Source organism: Ancylobacter defluvii, from assembly GCF_018390605.1.
Lineage (GTDB): Bacteria > Pseudomonadota > Alphaproteobacteria > Rhizobiales > Xanthobacteraceae > Ancylobacter > Ancylobacter defluvii.
This window is the reverse complement of record NZ_JAHBGD010000005.1, coordinates 112,079-128,883: the sequence shown is the minus strand read 5'-3', so window position 1 is coordinate 128,883 and position 16,805 is coordinate 112,079. Positions and strand designations below refer to the sequence as shown.

The window sequence follows — 16,805 nt, the reverse complement described above, 5'->3', positions numbered from 1 at the left end:
GGGTCCGGGGCTGGAAGTGTGCGGGCGGTGCCAGCCTTTATGACGGCCCGCATGCCCAGCGTCGAGCGGCACCGTGCGCCGAACCGGCGAGAAGCCGGCGTGCCCGCCTCCCCGCCACCGGCAACGGGTAGGCGGGCGAGCGGGACGCGGAGCGCGAGGAAATTCGAGACAGTGCCCAGCTCCGTCTGAAGTGCCGTGCGACGCATGCCGGCAACGCCGACAGTTGAGCGGCAATATCGGGATTCCGGCTAGACCGGCAGCAATCATTAGGCCCCGTCAAGAACAATTCCAATATTCGCCGCAAGCATTGCTGATCTGATCGCATTTGCGATATTGCGCCGATGATCTCGTGGAATGTTTTTCCGTTCTCAGGCTGAATCGATGTCCCGCAAAGACGGACTGCGCGCGCTTTTCGACGCCGACCGGTCGTCCGTCGTCAGCTTCTTTCGGCGGGTGACGGGTTCCGCCAGTTTGGCCGAGGATCTGTCGCAGGATGTTTTCGCGCGCTTGGCTGCCACCGACATCGGCGCGATCGCCAATCCGCAGGCCTATCTGCGCAGCGTCTCGGCGAATATCGCCACCGATCTGGTCCGGCGGGAGAACCGCCGCCGCCTGACCAGCGCCGAGATCGACGATCTTCTCGAAGTGCCCGATCCCGCCGCCGATCCCGAAGCCCGCCTCATCGCCAAGGATCGGGTGGAGCGCATGCTGGAGGCGTTGGCGGAGCTGCCAGTGCGACGCCGCGCGATTCTCGTCGCCGCGCGTCTCGAAGGCATCCCGCACCGCACGCTGGCCGAAACCCATGGCATCAGCACCCGCACCGTGGAGATCGAGATCCAGAAGGCGCTCGCCCACTGCGCCCGCGCGCTGGTCGATTGAGTCCTCCGGGTGTTGTCCGGGAACGCATCGATGGCGCATATAGGAGGCCGACGGCCCCTTGGCGGGTGCCGGGTTTCCGGCGAGATGGCGCAGAGCACGAGAATGACGGCTGGTGGGGACGGCGGAAGCGAGGCCGACGCGCTGCGACGCGAGGCGATCGCCTGGGTCGTGCGCCTCACCTCCGGCGATGCCACGGCGGACGATGCCGCGCGGCTGAAGGCCTGGCGCGCACGCAGCGATGCGCATGAGCAGGCCTTCCGCCTCGCCAGCGTCACCTGGCGGCAAGTTGGCGCGGCGGCGGCGTCCAATGCGCCCGCGCGACCGTCGCGGCGGCTGTTCCTCGTCGGGGCGGGCGCCGGCACGGCGCTGGCCGCCGGCTGGGCGGGGGCCTCGCTCGGCCTGCTTCCCGGCCTCGACCAGTTGATGGCGGACCACGCCACTGCCATTGGCGAGCAGGCACATATCGCGCTGCCGGACGGCTCGGCCGTCGATCTCGACAGCGCCAGCGCCCTTGATGTGCGGATCACCGATACGCTGCGCGGCGTGCGGCTGGTCTCCGGCGCCGCCGCCTTCGACGTGGCGCCGGATTCCCGCCCCTTCCGCGTCGCGGTCGGACCGGGCGAGGTGACCACGGGCGACGGCGCCTTCGCCGTCACCGCCGGCACCGACCAGAGCCTCGTCGATTGCACGCGGGGCGTCGTCGAGGTCGCCTGCAACGGCACGGTGCGCCTGAAGGCCGGCGAGCGCGTCAGCCTCGATGCCGGCGGCGCTTCCATGCCGGAGCGCGTCGATCCGGCGACCGCCGCCCCCTGGCGGCGCGGGCTGCTGGTCTTCAGCAACCGGCCATTGGTCGACGTGGTGGCGGACATCAACCGCCACCGGCGCGGCCGCATCGTGCTGGCGCGCCCCGGTCTCGGCGCGCGGCGGGTGGATGGCGTGTTCCATCTCGACCGCCCCGACGAGATCGTCACCCATCTCGCCGCGGCGCTGCAGCTCAGCGAGACCCGGCTGCCCGCCGGCGTCGTGCTGCTGGCCTGAGATTTTTTTCGCCGCCGGGATTCGGGTCCGGCCCTCCGCATCGTCTTGTCCTGATAGGGAGGCCGCAAGGCGTCCCGGGGCTCGATGACGGGGATGCGGGGAATGATGGCAAGCAAGAGCGCCGGCGCACGGCGTGCGGTTCTGCTGGCGGGCAGCGCGCTGCTGGCGCTGACGCTGGGGATGGCGGGCAATGGGGGCCTGGCCCAAAGCGCGGCGGCGCAGGCGCAGTCTGCCGTCTATGCCATCCCCGCCGGGCCGGTCTCGGGCGCCCTCGCCTCCTTCGGCGCCACCAGCGGCGTGCAGATCGTCTATGACAGCACCATCGCCCGCGGGCTGAGATCGCCCGGCGTGTCGGGCGCCCGCACGCCGGAGCAGGCGCTCGGCGAGCTCCTCGCCGGCACCGGCCTCAACTGGCGCTTCACCTCGCCGCGCTCGGTGACCATCGAGGCGCCGTTTGCCTCCACCGCCGCCGTGGTGATCGACGAGAACATGATCGAGCTCGACGCCATCACCGTCTCCGGCGAAAAGCTGGCCCGCGACATATCGCAGGTCTATTCCAGCGTCGGCATCGTCACCGGCGAGCAGTTCTTCGACTACGCCATCGAGGATGTCAGCGGCGCGCTCAACAAGCTCGCCAATACCCGCGTCTCCTCGGCCAATCGCGGCAATAGCGGCATCGTCATCCGCGGCCTGTCCTCGGACGGCATCTCGCAGCCGACCAACTCCTCCCCCACCATCGCGCTGATCGTCGACGGCGCCTCGCAGAATGGCGAGGGCCTGCGCCGCGGCAATCGCGGCACCTGGGACGTCGCCGAGGTCGAGGTGTTCCGCGGCCCGCAATCCACGCTTCAGGGCCGCAACGCCATGGGCGGCGCGGTGATCGTCAACACCAACGACCCGACCTGGAACTACGAGGCGGCGTTCGAAGGCGACTTCGCCACCTCCTCCGATTCCGGCGATCTCGGCAGCGGCGCCTTCATGCTCTCCGGCCCGATGGTCGAGAACCAGCTCGCCTTCCGCGTCGCCGGCCAGTATTTCGCCGATGACAGCGGCATCGCCTATGCCGACCCGCTGAACCAGGAACTGGGCGACGGCCATTTCGGCCAGCTGCGGGCGAAGTTCCTGCTGACCCCAGCCGCGCTGGACGGTTTCGAAGCCCTGTTCACCATCAGCCGCACCTCGGACCAGCCCTCCGTCTCGGCGGTGACCGGCCCGGATTTCTTCGCCCGCCGCTTCGATTCCGACGTCTCCGCCGTCGAGCTGCGTCAGACCGACGTCACCAACGTCGTCGCCAACGTCTCCCAGGAACTCGGCGAGGGCATCAAGCTGCGCTCGGTCACGGCCTACATCCAGACCGACGCGACGATTGAAAGCCCCGAAGGCGCGGTCGCCTTCATTCGCGACGAGGTGCGTCCCGGCAACGACTTCACCGAGGATCTCCGCCTCGAAATGGAAGAAGGCGTGCGCCCGCTGAGCGGCGTCGTCGGCCTCAATATCGGACGCTTCAGCTACGAGCGCGATTCAAGCATCACGGTGACCAACACCGCCTATGGCCTGTACGACATGCTGTATCAGGACCTTCTGGGCACCAGCACGCTGACGTCCTATGCGCTTTATGCGGACATGCGCTACGCCTTCACCGAGCGGTGGTCGCTCATGTTCGGCGGCCGCCTCGGCTACGAGACCGTGGACGTCACCAATAATGGCGAGGTGCTGAACCTCAGGTCCTTCGGTTACGACACCATCGACCAGACCGCCTCCACCGACTACACGGTGGCGCTGCCTAAGGTCGGCCTCGCCTACGAGATCGACGCGAAGCAGAACATCGCCTTCACGGTGAGCGAGGGGTTCCGCGCCGGCTTTGCCGCCGTCGATACCTTTGGCAATCCGTACGAGGTCGATCCCGAGACGCTGTGGGCTTACGAGGTGGCCTATCGCTCGAAATGGCTCGACGACCGGCTCGAATTCAACGTCAACGGCTTCTACTACAAGTTCAGCGATCTCCAGATCGCCGTCGAAGATCCCAACCCGCTGTACCGGCAGTCCATCACCATGAATGCCGGTGAGGCGCATGCCTATGGCGCGGAATTCGAACTGCGCGCCCGCATCACGCAGGAATTCTCCGCCTTCGCCTCGCTCGGTCTTCTGAAGACCGAGTTCGACAGCGCGGTGATGGCGACCGGCGACTATACCGGCAACGAGTTCCCCGAGGCGCCCGCCGCCACCCTCAACATTGGCGGCGTGTATCGGCATGCTTCCGGCTTCTTCGCCTCGGCCGACCTCTCCTACACGGATGGCTATTATTCGGTGGGCGACGTCGCCAACACCGAAGACGAGCGTGTCTCGGCCTTCACCCTCGTCAATGCGGCGGTGGGCTATGAGGCGAAGAACTGGTCGCTCACCCTCTACGCCAAGAACATCTTCGACGAGCAGTACCTCACCGGCGTCTATATCGACGACTTCGGTTCGGAGGCCAATATCGGCGATGGCCGCGTGCTCGGCGTGCGCGCCCGCGCCACCTTCTGACCCGCGCGATGGGGAGCGCCTCCGCATGAGCGCGTCGCAGCAGGGCGGCCATGAAAGCGGCGGAGAGAACGAGGAGGCGGCGCGGATCCTGAGCGCCGCCTTCGACGTTCTCGCGCGTCACTGGTCACTGCCGGAGGTGGAAATCGGCGGGCTGGAGCCGGGCTTCACGCCCGTCGCGGCGCTGTTCGCCGACGAACGCTTTATCGAGGCGATGCTGGCGCGGCAGCAAGCGCCGACGCCCGGCCTCGATGCCAAGGGCGCGGCGGCCTTCTTCATCACCGAATACGCCAATCTTATCGGCATCGTCGCCGCCGTGCCGCTACTGTCGCATGGGCTGGTGCCGAACCTCGCGCCGGACAATTGCGCGCTGGCACTCTCGCTCTCTCCGGGCGCGGCGCCGCGCGTGCGGCTGCGCTTTCTCCGGCCCGCCGGCGCCACCGATCGCCCGCGCCCGCAGACTGCCGCGGCGCTTCTGCGCGCCGTCGGCCATGCGGAGCTGCGAGAGGCGCTGGCGGACGGGCTTGAGGCGCATATGGCGCCGCTGATCCACCGGCTGCAAGGCCGCACCGGCTTGCCCTGGCAGGCGATGTGGCGCCTCGTCGCCGATGCCGTCGCCGCGCGCTTCCTCGAAGCCGGCCGGCAGCTGGGCTGCGAGGCGGCGGCGAAGGAAGAGGCGATGGCGGTGCTGAAGCGGCCCGGCTCGCCGCTGGCCAACCGCCAGTTGCATTTCTTCGACATCGTCATCCGCGAGGACCGGCCATCGGGTCGCGTCCTCGCCCGCCGCAGCTTCCGGGCGCGCGGCGGATGCTGCCGGTTCTACACCGCGCCGAATGGCTCGCTCTGCTCCACCTGCGTGCTGGTCGAGCCGGACGAACGACGTCACCGCATCGAAGCGCATATGCGCGCGGAATTGGGGTTGCCGCCGCTGCCGGAGCCGCCGGCGGCAGCCGCCGGCCGTGTCCCGGTGCCGGAAACCAAGGTTCGCTCGGGGGAGAAGCCATGATGGCGAGGCTTGCGGCGATGGCGTGGACCCTCGCCCTGTTCCCCGTGCTCGCCCTCGCCACCGTGCCGGCGCAAGCCGCCTGCCAGGGGCGCCTCGTCGAGGCCGCCGACATCCTGCATGCTCCGGTCTGCGTGCCGCAGGTGCCGGCACGGATCGTCGTGCTCGATCCGGCCTTCAGCCTCGGCATGGGCCTGGAGCTCGATTTGCCGCTCGTCGGCGCCCCGCTCGCGGTGATGAGCGACAAGGCGTTGCGCGAGGAGGCGCTGCGGCGGGGCGTCACCGATCTCGGCAGCTTCCTCGAACCCAGCGTCGAGCGCATCGTCGCATTGAAGCCGGATCTCATCATCGGCGGCGCCATGGCCGATGCCGCCTGGCCGATGCTGTCGCAGCTCGCTCCCACAGTGCTGATCGGCGCCGACAGCTGGAAGGAATATCTCGCGCGGATGGCGCAGGCGACCGGTCGGGACGAGAAGGCGAAACAGCTTCTTGCCGCCTATGAGGCGCGCGTGGCGGCGCTGAGGCCCCGCCTGCCGGCGCGCACCGTCTCGGTGGTGCGCATCACCCCATGGGAATTCCAGGTCTATCTCGACAGCCCGCGCGCCTATGGCCCGTTCGCGGTGCTGCGCGATCTCGGCGTCAGGCGTTCCGACTACGAGACCGCAAGCGGCAGCGAGACGCTGAAGCGGGCGGATTGGGAGGCCCTCGCCGGGCTCGATGGCAGTGTCCTGCTCTACATCGTCGGCGGCGTGAACAACTCGGCCACCAGCGGCCGCCACGAGGAGGTGCTGGCCAATCCGCTCTGGCAGATGCTGCCGGCGGTCGCGGCCGGCCGCGTCCATCGCCTCGATCCAGCGATCTGGATGGAGTTCAGCGGCGTCGGCTCGGCCAATCGGGTGCTGGACGACGTCGAGCGCTTCCTCATCGTCGCTCCATGAGGCGGCCGGCTTCGGACATTGCGCCGGGCGGGCGATCCCGCTCCCGCAACGGCATGTGCGGTCCCGCCTTGGTGATCGCCCTCGCCGCCGTGCCGCTCATGGCGGTCTGGGCGATGACGGTCGGTGCCTCGCCGATCGCGCTCGACACCATACTGGCCGCGCTCACCGGCTTCGACGGCTCGCGGGCGCATATCGTGGTGCTCGACGTGCGGCTGCCGCGCGTGCTGGCGGGACTGGTGGTCGGGGCCCAGCTGGCGGTCGCCGGCGCCATCATGCAGGCGGTCACCGGCAATCCGCTCGCCTCGCCCGGCCTGCTCGGCATCAATGCCGGAGCCGCCTTCGCGGTGGTGCTCGCCATCGCCCTGGCGGGCGTGGACGCCACCGCAACCTTGATCTGGTTCGCCTTCGCCGGCGCGGCAGGCGCCGCCATCTGCGTCTATGCCGTCGGCTCGGCCGGCCGCGGCGGGGCGACCCCGCTGAAGCTGGCGCTTGCCGGCGCGGTGCTCACCGCCTTTCTCGCGTCGCTGACCACCGCCATCCTGTTGCGCGATCAGGGCACCCTCGACAGCGTGCGGCTGTGGTCGGTCGGCAGCCTCGCCGGGCGTCCGCTCTCGGTCGTGGCGGCAGTCGCACCCTATGGGCTTGCCGGCCTCGCCGGCGCCCTGCTGGCGGCGCGGCCGATCATGACGCTGAGCCTCGGCAGCGAGCTTTCCCGCTCGGTCGGTCAAAACCTTGCCGGCTGGCGGCTCGCCTGCGCGGTGCTGGTGGTGCTGCTCGCCGGCTCGGCGGTGGCCCTTGCCGGGCCGGTCGGCTTCGTCGGGCTGGTTGTGCCGCATATGGCGCGCCTGCTGGTCGGCCCGGATTATCGCTGGATCATCGCCTTCAGCGCCCCGCTCGGCGCCCTGCTGGTGGTGGGAGCCGATGCCGCGCTTCGCGGCCTCGCCGGCATCGACCTGCCGGTCGGCATCACCATGGCGGCGATCGGCGCCCCGGTCTTCATCGCGCTCGCCCGCCGGCGGGCATGGGACCTGCGATGAGGGCCGGCATCGCCCTCCCCGTCTCGCTCGCTTTGGCGATGGCGCTGCTGACCCTCGCCTGGGGCGACGCCGGGCTCGCGCCGGCGGACATCCTCGCCGCGCTCCGGGGCGATCCGGTGGCCGGCGTCGTGGTCGGCACCCTGCGCGGCCCGCGCGTGGCGGTGGCGATCCTGGTCGGCGCCTGCCTCGCCGTCGCCGGGACGATCACCCAGGCGGTGATGCGCAACCCGCTCGCCGAGCCCGGCCTGCTCGGCATCAATGGCGGTGCCGGTCTGGGGGTGACCATCCTCATCGTACACCTCACCGGTCCGACCGGACACCTGATGCCATTGGCCGGTTTCGCCGGCGCCACCCTCGCCGCCGCCGCCATTTATGGCCTCGCCTGGCGGCAGGGAACCTCCGCCATCCGGCTGATTCTCGTCGGCATCGGCATCGGCGCGCTGACCGGTGCCGCTATCTCCTTCCTCACCGCCTTCGGCGATGTGCGCGATGTCCAGCGCGCCGTCGGCTGGATGGCGGGAAGCCTCTATGGTGCTGATTGGACACGATTTTCCTGGCTACTCGCCTGGTCGATGCCCGCGCTGGTCGCCACAAGGCTGCTGGCACGCGAGCTCGATATCCTCGGCTTCGACGATGACTGCATCCAGAGCCTCGGCCTGCGCCTGCACCTGATGCGAGGTATTTTAATACTCCTCTGTACGATCCTCGCCGGTGCCGCCGTCGCCGCGGCCGGTCCGCTGGCCTTCATCGGCCTCCTCGCCCCGCATCTTGCCCGCATATGCGGCGATACCCGGCACGCCTACCGCCTGCCCCTGGCCGCGACATGGGGCGCTATCCTGCTTCTGGCGGCGGATCTGGGAGGGCGCCTGCTCAACCTTCCCGCAGGGGTGCTGACGCCGCTCATCGGCGTGCCGTTCATAGGAATTCTCTTGTGGAAACAACGCGATGATTGAACGCGCCCCAGAATCCCGCCTGGAAGCCCGCTCGATCTCGATCGGCTATTCCGGCCGCGACATCATCCGCAACCTCTCCTTCTCGGTGCCGACCGGCCAGTTCACCGCCTTGCTCGGCCCCAATGGCAGCGGCAAGTCGACGCTGCTGCGAGCGCTCGCCGGCCTCATCACGCCCGCCAGCGGCGCGGTACTGATCGACGGCCTGCCCATGGCCTCGATGTCCCGCGGGCAGATCGCCCGGCGCCTCAGCCTGATGCCGCAATCGCCGCGTGCTCCCGAAGACATCACGGTGCGGGACCTTGTCGCACAAGGCCGCTACCCGCATCGAGGCCTGTTCACCCGCTGGTCGCTCGCCGATGATGCCGCGTGCCGACGAGCCCTTGAGCTGACCGAAACGCTGGAACTGGCCGACACACCACTCTGCAACCTGTCCGGCGGACAGCGCCAGCGCGCATGGACCGCCATGACGCTCGCGCAATCTTCCGACATCCTGCTGCTCGACGAGCCGACGACCTATCTCGACATCTCTCATCAGCTCAATGTCATGGCGTTGCTGAAACGCCTCGTTCACGAGCAGGGAACGACAGTGGTCGCCGTGCTGCATGACGTGACCCAGGCGGCGCGCTTCGCCGACCAGATGCTATTGCTGAAGGACGGACAACTCGTCGCGTCGGGCCCGCCGGTTCAGGTCATGCGCGCCGATCTGATCGCTGCGGTTTTTGCCGTCGAGGCGACCATCATCGAGGACCCTGTCGATCACACGCCGGTCTGTCTCGCTCGACGATAGCTAAATTGCCCGGGGCAGGCTCACCTCCCCGCCTAGCTTATTCCGTTCCAAACGGGGCAAGCGATCGGCTGCCTCTCGCTCTTTAAGCCCACCACGGCAGAACTACGGCTTCTGCGGGAGGACAACAACGGTGGCCGACATCCCTGCGGCGAGCCGGACACCCGCCGGCAGCTCTCCGAGCCTGATGCGAACTGGAATGCGCTGGGCGAGGCGAATCCAGTCGAAATTCGGGTTCACCTGCGCCAGAAGACCGCTGCCTTCGCCGGTATTGGCGATCGCGCGGCTGATCCCCCCCACCACCCCCTCGATACTCACGCCCCCGGCCATGAGCTCCACGCGCGCCCGGGCTCCGTCCTGGACCGCTGGCAGCTTGGTCTCCATGAAGTAGGCGTAGACATAGAATGAGCCGCTGTCGACAAGCGCCAACACCCCCTGCCCGACCGTGGCGTAATCGCCGACATTCACATTGGAATTGGTAATGTAGCCATCGACAGGCGCGCGCACCGTGCTGCGCTCGAGATTGATCTGCGCGGTCGCGAGCGCCGCGTCGGCCGCCTGCAATTCGGCCGCGGCTTCCGCTGCCGAGACGGTGGTATCCTCGGCCGCCTGAGATGAAATCGCCGCGCTGTCCTCTCGCTCCAAGCTGGTGTTGCGCGTTGCCGTGTCCCGGGCGAGACGAAGAGCCTGCGTCTTCATCGCGACTTCGGCCTGCGCCTGCTGCACCGCCACCTTGAACCGATCCTGGTCGATGACGAACAGCACGTCGCCGCGCCGGACCTGCTGATTGTCGACGACATTCACCCCGCTAATGAGGCCGGAGACATCAGGAGCGATCTCGACCACATTGGCGAGGATGCGGGCATCGCGCGTCCATGGCGCCAGCGTATAGAATTGCCAGAGCCGCCAGCCGACGAACACAGCCGCACTCACCGCGATCAAGGTGACGCCGATGCGCAACGCGCTCCGCATCAAAGCCATCCTGCGCCTCCAAACACCACCGGCAGACCGAGTATGACGGCACCGAACAGGATCACATAGAGCGCCGCTTCGAACAGCGGCCTATGCCACACCAAGCGGTAAAACCCTATCCGTGCCAGCAGCCATCGGATTATCAGAAACGGCGCCAGGGCGATCAGCGCCCACATGAGCACCGGCGGCAGATAAAATCCGAAGAGTTCGGGAGTGTACAAAGAGAGACTGCTCGTCGTCTGCATCTCAGGCCTCGCCGAAGGAGCGGACAAGGAATGCCCGATCGATGTCGAAGCGGTCGGCGATAAAACGCAGGGAAGCACCGGCACGGACATTCAGCGCCGCAGCCAACGCTCCAGGTTCAAGCTGCAAGGCAGCGAGCGCCTCGAGAGCGGCGCGCACGGTGGCTTGCGCGGCGGCCACCCTGGCACCGATGGTGTCACCGGCCTCGGGAAGGCTCTCCAGTTCGGCGGCGAACTGGTCAAGAAAGCGGGCGATAAGTGCGGATGCTTCGCTGGACAGGTCGGCATCGCGCCGCAGTCGGTTGAGCCGGCCCAGCTCCAAGCTGGTCGAGGCCGCGCCCAACGTTCCGCGCAGAAAGTCCTCCTCGCCCTGCCGGTCTAACGACAGGCGCGGCAGCAAGCCGGCGAGCATTGCTACGATTTCCCCGACGATCGCCCGTTCGTGACGCTGGCCGCGCGCCGCCGCCGGAAGAAGGATCGCCATTGTGCGGGCCCACACGCGCCCGCGGGTGGCGAGCGAGTTGATCGGAAACAGGTTGAGCAGAACGAGGCAGATTCCCATACCGAACAACAGGCTGAAGGCAGCATTGACGAAGGAAAGTTCATCGGGCTGAAGCACATTGCTCGTGCCGATCTCCGAGACGAAGAATCCGCCGAAGGCGATGCCGGGCCAGGCATATTGCGGCGTTCCCGCCATCAACCCGGCCGGCAGCAAGGCCACGATGAGGAACAGCGCCAGTGCTTCATAGCCCTCGATCCACGGCAAGACGAAGATCATCGCCGCATAGGCGGCAACGATCCCGATCGCCGACCACAGCAGGAATGCGAAGCCCAGCTTGCCCGGCTGGTCCTGGTTGACGGCGAAGAACAGAATGATGGCAAGGCCGGAAACGGCGTTGAAGCCATCGGTCCACTCTGTCGCGGCCCACAGAACGCTCATCAAAACCAGTGCCAGTGCGGAGCGAACCGCAAGCAGCAGCGCCTCCATGTTCGAGGCGGCGGGAACCACCGGCGCCTGCTTTTCCGGGCGAACGGCGACACGCTGGTTCCGGCGCAGGCTGGCCGCCTCGCTCACCATCACCATGGATAGTCCGTGCAGCAAGTCTCCCGCCCGGCGCAGGATAAGCACCCCTTCCGCCAGCGGCTCGAATGGCACCCGGCCGGCCATTGCCTCCAGATCGCGGGTGGCCGATTTCAGTGCACCCCTGGCGGCAAGCAGCTCCCGGCGGATCCGCCGTGGATCCTCAAAGGCATGGACGTCGGCAGCGATGCGATCGAGCAAGGCAGCCGTCGCTGCCATGCTCGGCCGCAGCCGCTCGATGATCGGCTCGGCATCTTCCGACTGAAAATCCTCGACACGCACATAAAGACCGCGTGCGATAGCGAGCACCCGCAGGAACTCCCGCACCATGCGCTTCAGCGCGGCATCATCGGCGCGCATGTCCGGCGCTTCGAACACCGCATAGGAGCGCAAGGCGTCGAACTTGACCACCGCCTCGATCATCACCCGACGGAGCGCCGCAAAAGTTGCAAAAGGCGTCGCTGGTCGCAACGCGATGGCGCCATAGTGGCTAAGCTGGCCGAACAGTTCGGCGAGCTGCTCGCGCAGCATGACGCCGGCATAGCGCGGGAAGACAAGCACGCTGACCGCCGTGATGCAGGCGATGCCGATGATGATCTCGGCCGTACGGTCGAAGGCGAGATGCCATGCATGCGTTGGATCGGACGCCCCCTGCAGCCCGACCAGCAGCGCGGTGTAGCCGGCCAGCAAGAAGCCATAGGCTGTATAGTTGCGCATCTGCGCACCGATAAAGAAGCACAGTGCCAGCCAAAGGGCGATCGCCCCGACGAGCGGCACAGGCGCCTGCGAATAGAGGGCGAGAATGACGAGGCCGACGGTCGCCCCAAGCAGCGTACCGATGACGCGGTAGGCCCCCTTCGCCAATGCGGCTCCCGCCGTCGGCTGTGCCAGGAGATAGACCGTCAGCACCGCCCATTGCGGGTCCTGCAATTCCAGCCAATAGGCAATGGCGAGGGCGACGACGGCAGCCACCGCGGTCCGAACGGCAAAGACGACGTTGCGCCAGCCAAGATCGATGGGGAATGCGAGACGCCACCGGGCGGCTGTCATCTCGGCAACGCTCATCTTTCCCCGCATGCGCGCATGTCACTTTACCAGGAAAGCATAGCCGGTTTCCATGACGGATAGCGCGCGGAGTTTCGTCGCGCAGCGTTGCCACAAAGGGGTCACGCGGTCGGAGCGAGATCTGCCGGCCGCGACCTTTGCGATAGTAATCTGGCTCTCCGGGGTTATTCTCCTGCTCTTATGGACACGCTGTTACCAAGCGGCATGTCGAGGTTCGGCAGGCCGTACGGATCAGGCACTTGGTCCGAGTTCGACCATGATGGCGTCCCCGGCCATCTGGACTTTCCACATGCATGCCAGCGGTGGGCTGAACCCGAAATGGCAATTGTCTATAAAATTAGTGGTGATATGTCTTCAGGGCGCAGACCTATCGGTCCGCGCTTGTAAGGGAGCATTGCAATGACTTTCAGGCGCATTCTCGCGGTGGCCGCGCTCGCCACTGGCATCGGGTTGTTCGCCGTCGAGATGGCCAACGCCGCCGACAGCGTCACCGTGGGCTCGAAGATCGATACCGAGGGCGCCATCCTCGGCAATGTCATCGCGCTGCTGCTGGAACAAAAGGGCATCGATGTAAAGGAACGCATCTCGCTCGGGCCGACCAAGATCGTACGCACCGCGCTTCTCGAAGGCGAGATCGACATCTACCCAGAATATACTGGAAACGCGGGCTTTTTCTTCAACGTCGACTCCGATCCCGCTTGGAAGAAGGCCGATACCGCCTATGCGAAGGCAAAGGCGCTCGATGCCGCGAACAAGGTCGTCTGGCTGCAACCCGCTCCGGCCAACAACACCTGGGCCATTGCGGTTCGGGGCGACGTCGCCAAAGCCAACAACCTTGCGACGCTGGACGATTTCGGCAAATGGGTTGCAGGTGGGGGCAAGGTGAAGCTGGCGGGCTCGGCTGAATTCGTCGAGAGCGCGGCAGCGTTGCCGGCCTTCCAGAGCGCCTACGGATTCAAGCTCGGCCAGGACCAGCTTCTGGTGCTCTCCGGCGGCGACACCTCCGCCACCATCAAGGCCGCGGCGGAAGGCACATCGGGCGTCAACGCCGCTATGGTGTACGGCACAGACGGTGGCATAGCGGCGCTCGACCTGAAGGTACTTACGGACACCAAGGGCGTTCAGGCGGTCTATGAACCCGCGCCCGTTGTGCGCGCCGCCGTACTGGAGGCGCATCCCGAGATCGCGTCGATCTTGGCGCCGGCCTTTGGGGCCTTGTCGCTCGAGACGCTGCAGGCTCTGAATGCAAAAGTACAGATCGAAGGGCAGGATGCCCGATCAGTCGCCAGGTCCTGGCTCACCGAAAAGGGCCTGTTGAAGTGACATCAGAAAGCGGCTTGTCGGTCATATCGCCACCGCAGGCCGCTGCACCACAGCTTAGGAGCGGTGCTGGCCGCTCCAACCCGCTGCTGGTGCTGATCGTCGGCGGCATCGCCGCGGCGGCGATGAGTCTCGGCTTCGTGTCCGTCGCGCCCAATCGCATTCTCAGCGGCAAGCCGGTCGCCCTGTGGTCGGCGGTGGATCCGGGCGTCACCGCCCTTCTCGTTGCCCTGATCGTCGGGCTCGGCGTTTCGGCAGTGCTCCGCTTCGGCGTATGGCGTGACCGGTTCACCGCCATCATTGCCGCGATGACGTTGCTTACGACGATCACGGCTGCGGGACAGGCCGCCAGCCTTGTCGCTCAGGCAAGCGGACCCATTGCCCGGACGTCGTTGGGGCCGGCATTCTGGATCATTGCCGCCGGTTCCGGCTTTGCACTTGCCGATGCAATGGCCCGCCTCACGCGAAATATGTTCGTGCAGATGGTCGTCGTGGCGATAGTAGGGGGAGCCATCGCCCTGCTCGCGGCTTCAGGCGCCCTCTCAGACCTGTCGCTTGCCCGTGAGTTCGCCAATCGCCGCGAAGCCTACGGCTCGGAGTTGTTGCGTCATCTCGTGCTTGTCGGCGGAGCGCTGGCGGGAGCGTTGCCGATCGGCAGCCTGCTCGGCTACGTCGCGTTTCGCCGCCCAAAGTGGCGCAAGGCACTGTTCGCGATCCTGAATCTTATTCAGACAGTTCCGTCCATTGCGATCTTCGGCCTGCTTATCGGCCCCCTCAGTGCCCTGTCGGCCTGGCTGCCCCTGCTACGCACGCTGGGCATAGGCGGGATTGGCGCCGCCCCCGCCATCATCGCGCTGACGCTTTACGGCCTGTTGCCGGTAGCACGCGGAGTATTCACCGGGCTGGCGTCCACGCCACCGAGCGTCCTGGACGCTGCGCGCGGCATGGGCTTTGACGAGCGCCAGATACTCTGGCGCGTATCCATCCCCCTCGCTTTGCCGATACTCGTCACATCCCTGCGTCTCGTCGTGGTGCAACTCACCGGGCTCGCCGTGGTCGCCGCACTCATCGGTGCCGGCGGGCTCGGTGCGTTCATTTTCCAAGGGCTCGGGCAGACGGCCACCGACCTCATTCTGCTCGGCGCGCTATCGGCCATCGCTCTGGCGCTCGCCGCCGATCTCCTCTTGCGAAGCCTTGCTGCGGCCGTGACGACAGGAGCGTCCGCATGATCGTGCTTGATCGCCTCACCAAACGATATGGCAATGCGGTCTCGGTCGACCAACTCTCGCTCACCGTGCCGACCGGCACCATTTGCGCGTTGGTCGGCGCATCCGGCGGCGGAAAAACGACCACCCTGCGCCTCATCAACCGCCTCATCGAAGCGGATGAGGGGCGTGTACTGATCGACGGCACCGATGCGGCGAGTCTTGCCCCGGTCGCGCTGCGCCGACGCATCGGTTATGTCATTCAGTCGGTCGGCCTATTCCCTCACTGGAACGTCGCCCGCAACATTGCCACGGTTCCGGATCTTCTCGGATGGAAGCGCGACCGGATCGACCGTCGCATCGATGAACTGCTCGATCTCGTCGGACTTGATCCCGCCTCCTACCGCCACCGCCGTCCGCACGAGCTCTCCGGTGGCCAACAGCAGCGCGTCGGCGTTGCCAGGGCGCTCGCCGCCGATCCCGATCTGTTGCTTATGGACGAACCATTCGGGGCCCTCGACCCCGTAACCCGCGATGGCCTGCAGGCAGCCCTCCTCGACATTCAGGCACGGACAGGAAAAACGATCGTCATCGTCACCCATGATATCGACGAGGCAATCCGCCTCGCCTCGCTGGTTGCGGTGCTCGATGGCGGCAAGTTGATCCAGCACGGCTCGCCGCACGATCTGCTCGCGCGGCCGGCCAACGCCTTCGTGGAAGCCTTTGTCGGCGGCCCCCGACGCGGCCTGCGCCTGCTGCAAGTCACCCGTGTCCGAGAACGCGCCGATTTCAGTGAGCCTATCGGCGGCACGCCCATCGATGCCGACGTGACTTTGGACATTGCCCTGGAGCGTATGGTGACCACGGGCGCTCACCGCCTGCCAGTGTATGACCGTGCAGCGGATCGACGCGGAACCCTCGTGCTGGCCGCCATCGCCTCGCCGGATGGAAGGCAAACATGATGGCTCGCAGCCGTGCTGGCCGAACCGTGCGAGGTGTCGTCGACGCTGCAACACGCCCAGCGGCATTGGTGAGCCTTGTATTCGTAGCGATGCTCGCTTTGCTGCCTTACAGCGCGCCGATTTTCGGATGGCTGTTCCCCGAACTTCCACGTCCTCTCTATACCCGCGCAAGCTTTCTTGACCTGGCAGTTTCGCACGCCGCGTTGGTGGGCATGGCGAGCCTTGTCGTGATCACTCTCGGCATAGGCATCGGCATTTTTGTCACGCGCCCCATCGGGCGCGACTTCGCTGGCCCCGTCGACACGCTTGCCGCCATCGGCCAAACATTCCCGCCGACAGCCGTACTGGCTCTCGCGGTGCCGGCCGTCGGCTATGGCAGCGCTCCAACTATTATCGCGCTCATCGCCTACGGCCTGCTGCCGGTGATAGGCGCAACCATCGCCGGCCTGACGGCCATTCCCAGGGCACCGATCGAAGCCGCCGACGGCATCGGATTGTCGCCGCAGGGCCGGCTTCTCAAGGTGGAATTGCCCCTTGCCGCACCGATAATACTGGCAGGCGTGCGAACCTCTGTAATTCTCAACATCGGCACCGCGACCATTGGGTCGACGGTCGGGGCGCTGACGCTCGGCTCACCCATAATCGAGGGGCTATCCGGCTCCAACCCGGCTTACGTCATCCAAGGTGCGCTGCTCGTTGGGCTGTTCGCCGTGGCAACCGACCTATGGTTCGATGAATTGGAGCAGGTTCTCTGAACCGCCGATGCGAGGCCGTTCTCATCGTCGGGCAGCTTACGCTGCCAC

General features: G+C 66.8%; 15 protein-coding genes. 12 read left to right on the top strand and 3 right to left on the bottom strand.

Annotated features, from left to right (window positions below; all coding sequences use genetic code 11):
- Nucleotides 1-381 precede the first annotated feature (381 nt).
- The 8 genes from KHC24_RS03115 to KHC24_RS03080 all read left to right on the top strand — a co-directional run bounded on the left by KHC24_RS03115 (nucleotide 382) and on the right by KHC24_RS03080 (nucleotide 9,158).
- Nucleotides 382-879 (top strand): RNA polymerase sigma factor, encoded by a 498-nt coding sequence (locus KHC24_RS03115; protein ID WP_213359243.1) that lies wholly within the window; start codon nucleotides 382-384, stop codon nucleotides 877-879.
- A 102-nt stretch (nucleotides 880-981) separates the two neighbouring features.
- A complete protein-coding gene (locus tag KHC24_RS03110) occupies nucleotides 982-1,917 on the top strand; it encodes a FecR family protein (protein ID WP_246546099.1) in 936 nt (311 codons plus the stop codon).
- Nucleotides 1,918-2,019: 102 nt separating this feature from the next.
- Nucleotides 2,020-4,443, top strand: coding sequence for a TonB-dependent receptor (locus tag KHC24_RS03105; RefSeq protein WP_246546097.1), 2,424 nt, complete (start codon nucleotides 2,020-2,022; stop codon nucleotides 4,441-4,443).
- A gap of 25 nt (nucleotides 4,444-4,468) precedes the next feature.
- Nucleotides 4,469-5,446 carry a ferric iron reductase gene (locus tag KHC24_RS03100; protein WP_213359241.1) on the top strand — a complete coding sequence of 326 codons (978 nt, stop codon included), beginning with the start codon at nucleotides 4,469-4,471 and terminating at the stop codon, nucleotides 5,444-5,446.
- Nucleotides 5,443-6,381 carry an iron-siderophore ABC transporter substrate-binding protein gene (locus KHC24_RS03095; RefSeq protein WP_213359237.1) on the top strand — a complete coding sequence of 313 codons (939 nt, stop codon included), beginning with the start codon at nucleotides 5,443-5,445 and terminating at the stop codon, nucleotides 6,379-6,381. The genes KHC24_RS03100 and KHC24_RS03095 overlap by 4 nt, the downstream gene beginning before the upstream one ends.
- 53 nt (nucleotides 6,382-6,434) lie before the next feature.
- Nucleotides 6,435-7,418, top strand: a complete 984-nt coding sequence (locus tag KHC24_RS03090; protein WP_246546094.1) for a FecCD family ABC transporter permease — start codon at nucleotides 6,435-6,437, stop codon at nucleotides 7,416-7,418.
- Nucleotides 7,415-8,371, top strand: coding sequence for a FecCD family ABC transporter permease (locus KHC24_RS03085; RefSeq protein ID WP_213359232.1), 957 nt, complete (start codon nucleotides 7,415-7,417; stop codon nucleotides 8,369-8,371). Before KHC24_RS03090 ends, KHC24_RS03085 begins: the two co-directional genes overlap by 4 nt.
- Nucleotides 8,364-9,158 carry an ABC transporter ATP-binding protein gene (locus KHC24_RS03080; protein ID WP_213359231.1) on the top strand — a complete coding sequence of 265 codons (795 nt, stop codon included), beginning with the start codon at nucleotides 8,364-8,366 and terminating at the stop codon, nucleotides 9,156-9,158. Before KHC24_RS03085 ends, KHC24_RS03080 begins: the two co-directional genes overlap by 8 nt.
- Nucleotides 9,159-9,260: 102 nt before the next feature.
- On the opposite strand, the gene KHC24_RS03075 is transcribed toward KHC24_RS03080, so the two are convergent.
- From KHC24_RS03075 to KHC24_RS03065, 3 genes are read right to left on the bottom strand one after another with little or no spacing between them, the layout of a single operon-like run.
- Entirely contained in the window at nucleotides 9,261-10,136 is an 876-nt protein-coding gene (locus tag KHC24_RS03075; protein WP_246546091.1) for an efflux RND transporter periplasmic adaptor subunit, read from the bottom strand.
- Nucleotides 10,127-10,372 (bottom strand): DUF1656 domain-containing protein, encoded by a 246-nt coding sequence (locus KHC24_RS03070; RefSeq protein ID WP_213359228.1) that lies wholly within the window; start codon nucleotides 10,370-10,372, stop codon nucleotides 10,127-10,129. Before KHC24_RS03070 ends, KHC24_RS03075 begins: the two co-directional genes overlap by 10 nt.
- A gap of 1 nt (nucleotide 10,373) precedes the next feature.
- Nucleotides 10,374-12,500 carry an FUSC family protein gene (locus KHC24_RS03065; protein ID WP_246546089.1) on the bottom strand — a complete coding sequence of 709 codons (2,127 nt, stop codon included), beginning with the start codon at nucleotides 12,498-12,500 and terminating at the stop codon, nucleotides 10,374-10,376.
- A 429-nt stretch (nucleotides 12,501-12,929) separates the two neighbouring features.
- Between KHC24_RS03065 and osmF the strand changes: the two genes are divergently transcribed.
- From osmF to KHC24_RS03045, 4 genes are read left to right on the top strand one after another with little or no spacing between them, the layout of a single operon-like run.
- A complete protein-coding gene (osmF, locus tag KHC24_RS03060; protein WP_373878607.1) occupies nucleotides 12,930-13,838 on the top strand; it encodes a glycine betaine ABC transporter substrate-binding protein OsmF in 909 nt (302 codons plus the stop codon).
- Nucleotides 13,839-13,852: 14 nt separating this feature from the next.
- Nucleotides 13,853-15,064 (top strand): ABC transporter permease, encoded by a 1,212-nt coding sequence (locus KHC24_RS03055; RefSeq protein ID WP_246546088.1) that lies wholly within the window; start codon nucleotides 13,853-13,855, stop codon nucleotides 15,062-15,064.
- Nucleotides 15,061-16,002, top strand: a complete 942-nt coding sequence (locus KHC24_RS03050; protein WP_213359221.1) for an ABC transporter ATP-binding protein — start codon at nucleotides 15,061-15,063, stop codon at nucleotides 16,000-16,002. The genes KHC24_RS03055 and KHC24_RS03050 overlap by 4 nt, the downstream gene beginning before the upstream one ends.
- Nucleotides 15,999-16,757: an ABC transporter permease gene (locus KHC24_RS03045; RefSeq protein WP_271180642.1), complete on the top strand. Its 759-nt coding sequence runs from the start codon at nucleotides 15,999-16,001 to the stop codon at nucleotides 16,755-16,757. The genes KHC24_RS03050 and KHC24_RS03045 overlap by 4 nt, the downstream gene beginning before the upstream one ends.
- The last annotated feature ends 48 nt before the right edge of the window (nucleotides 16,758-16,805 follow it).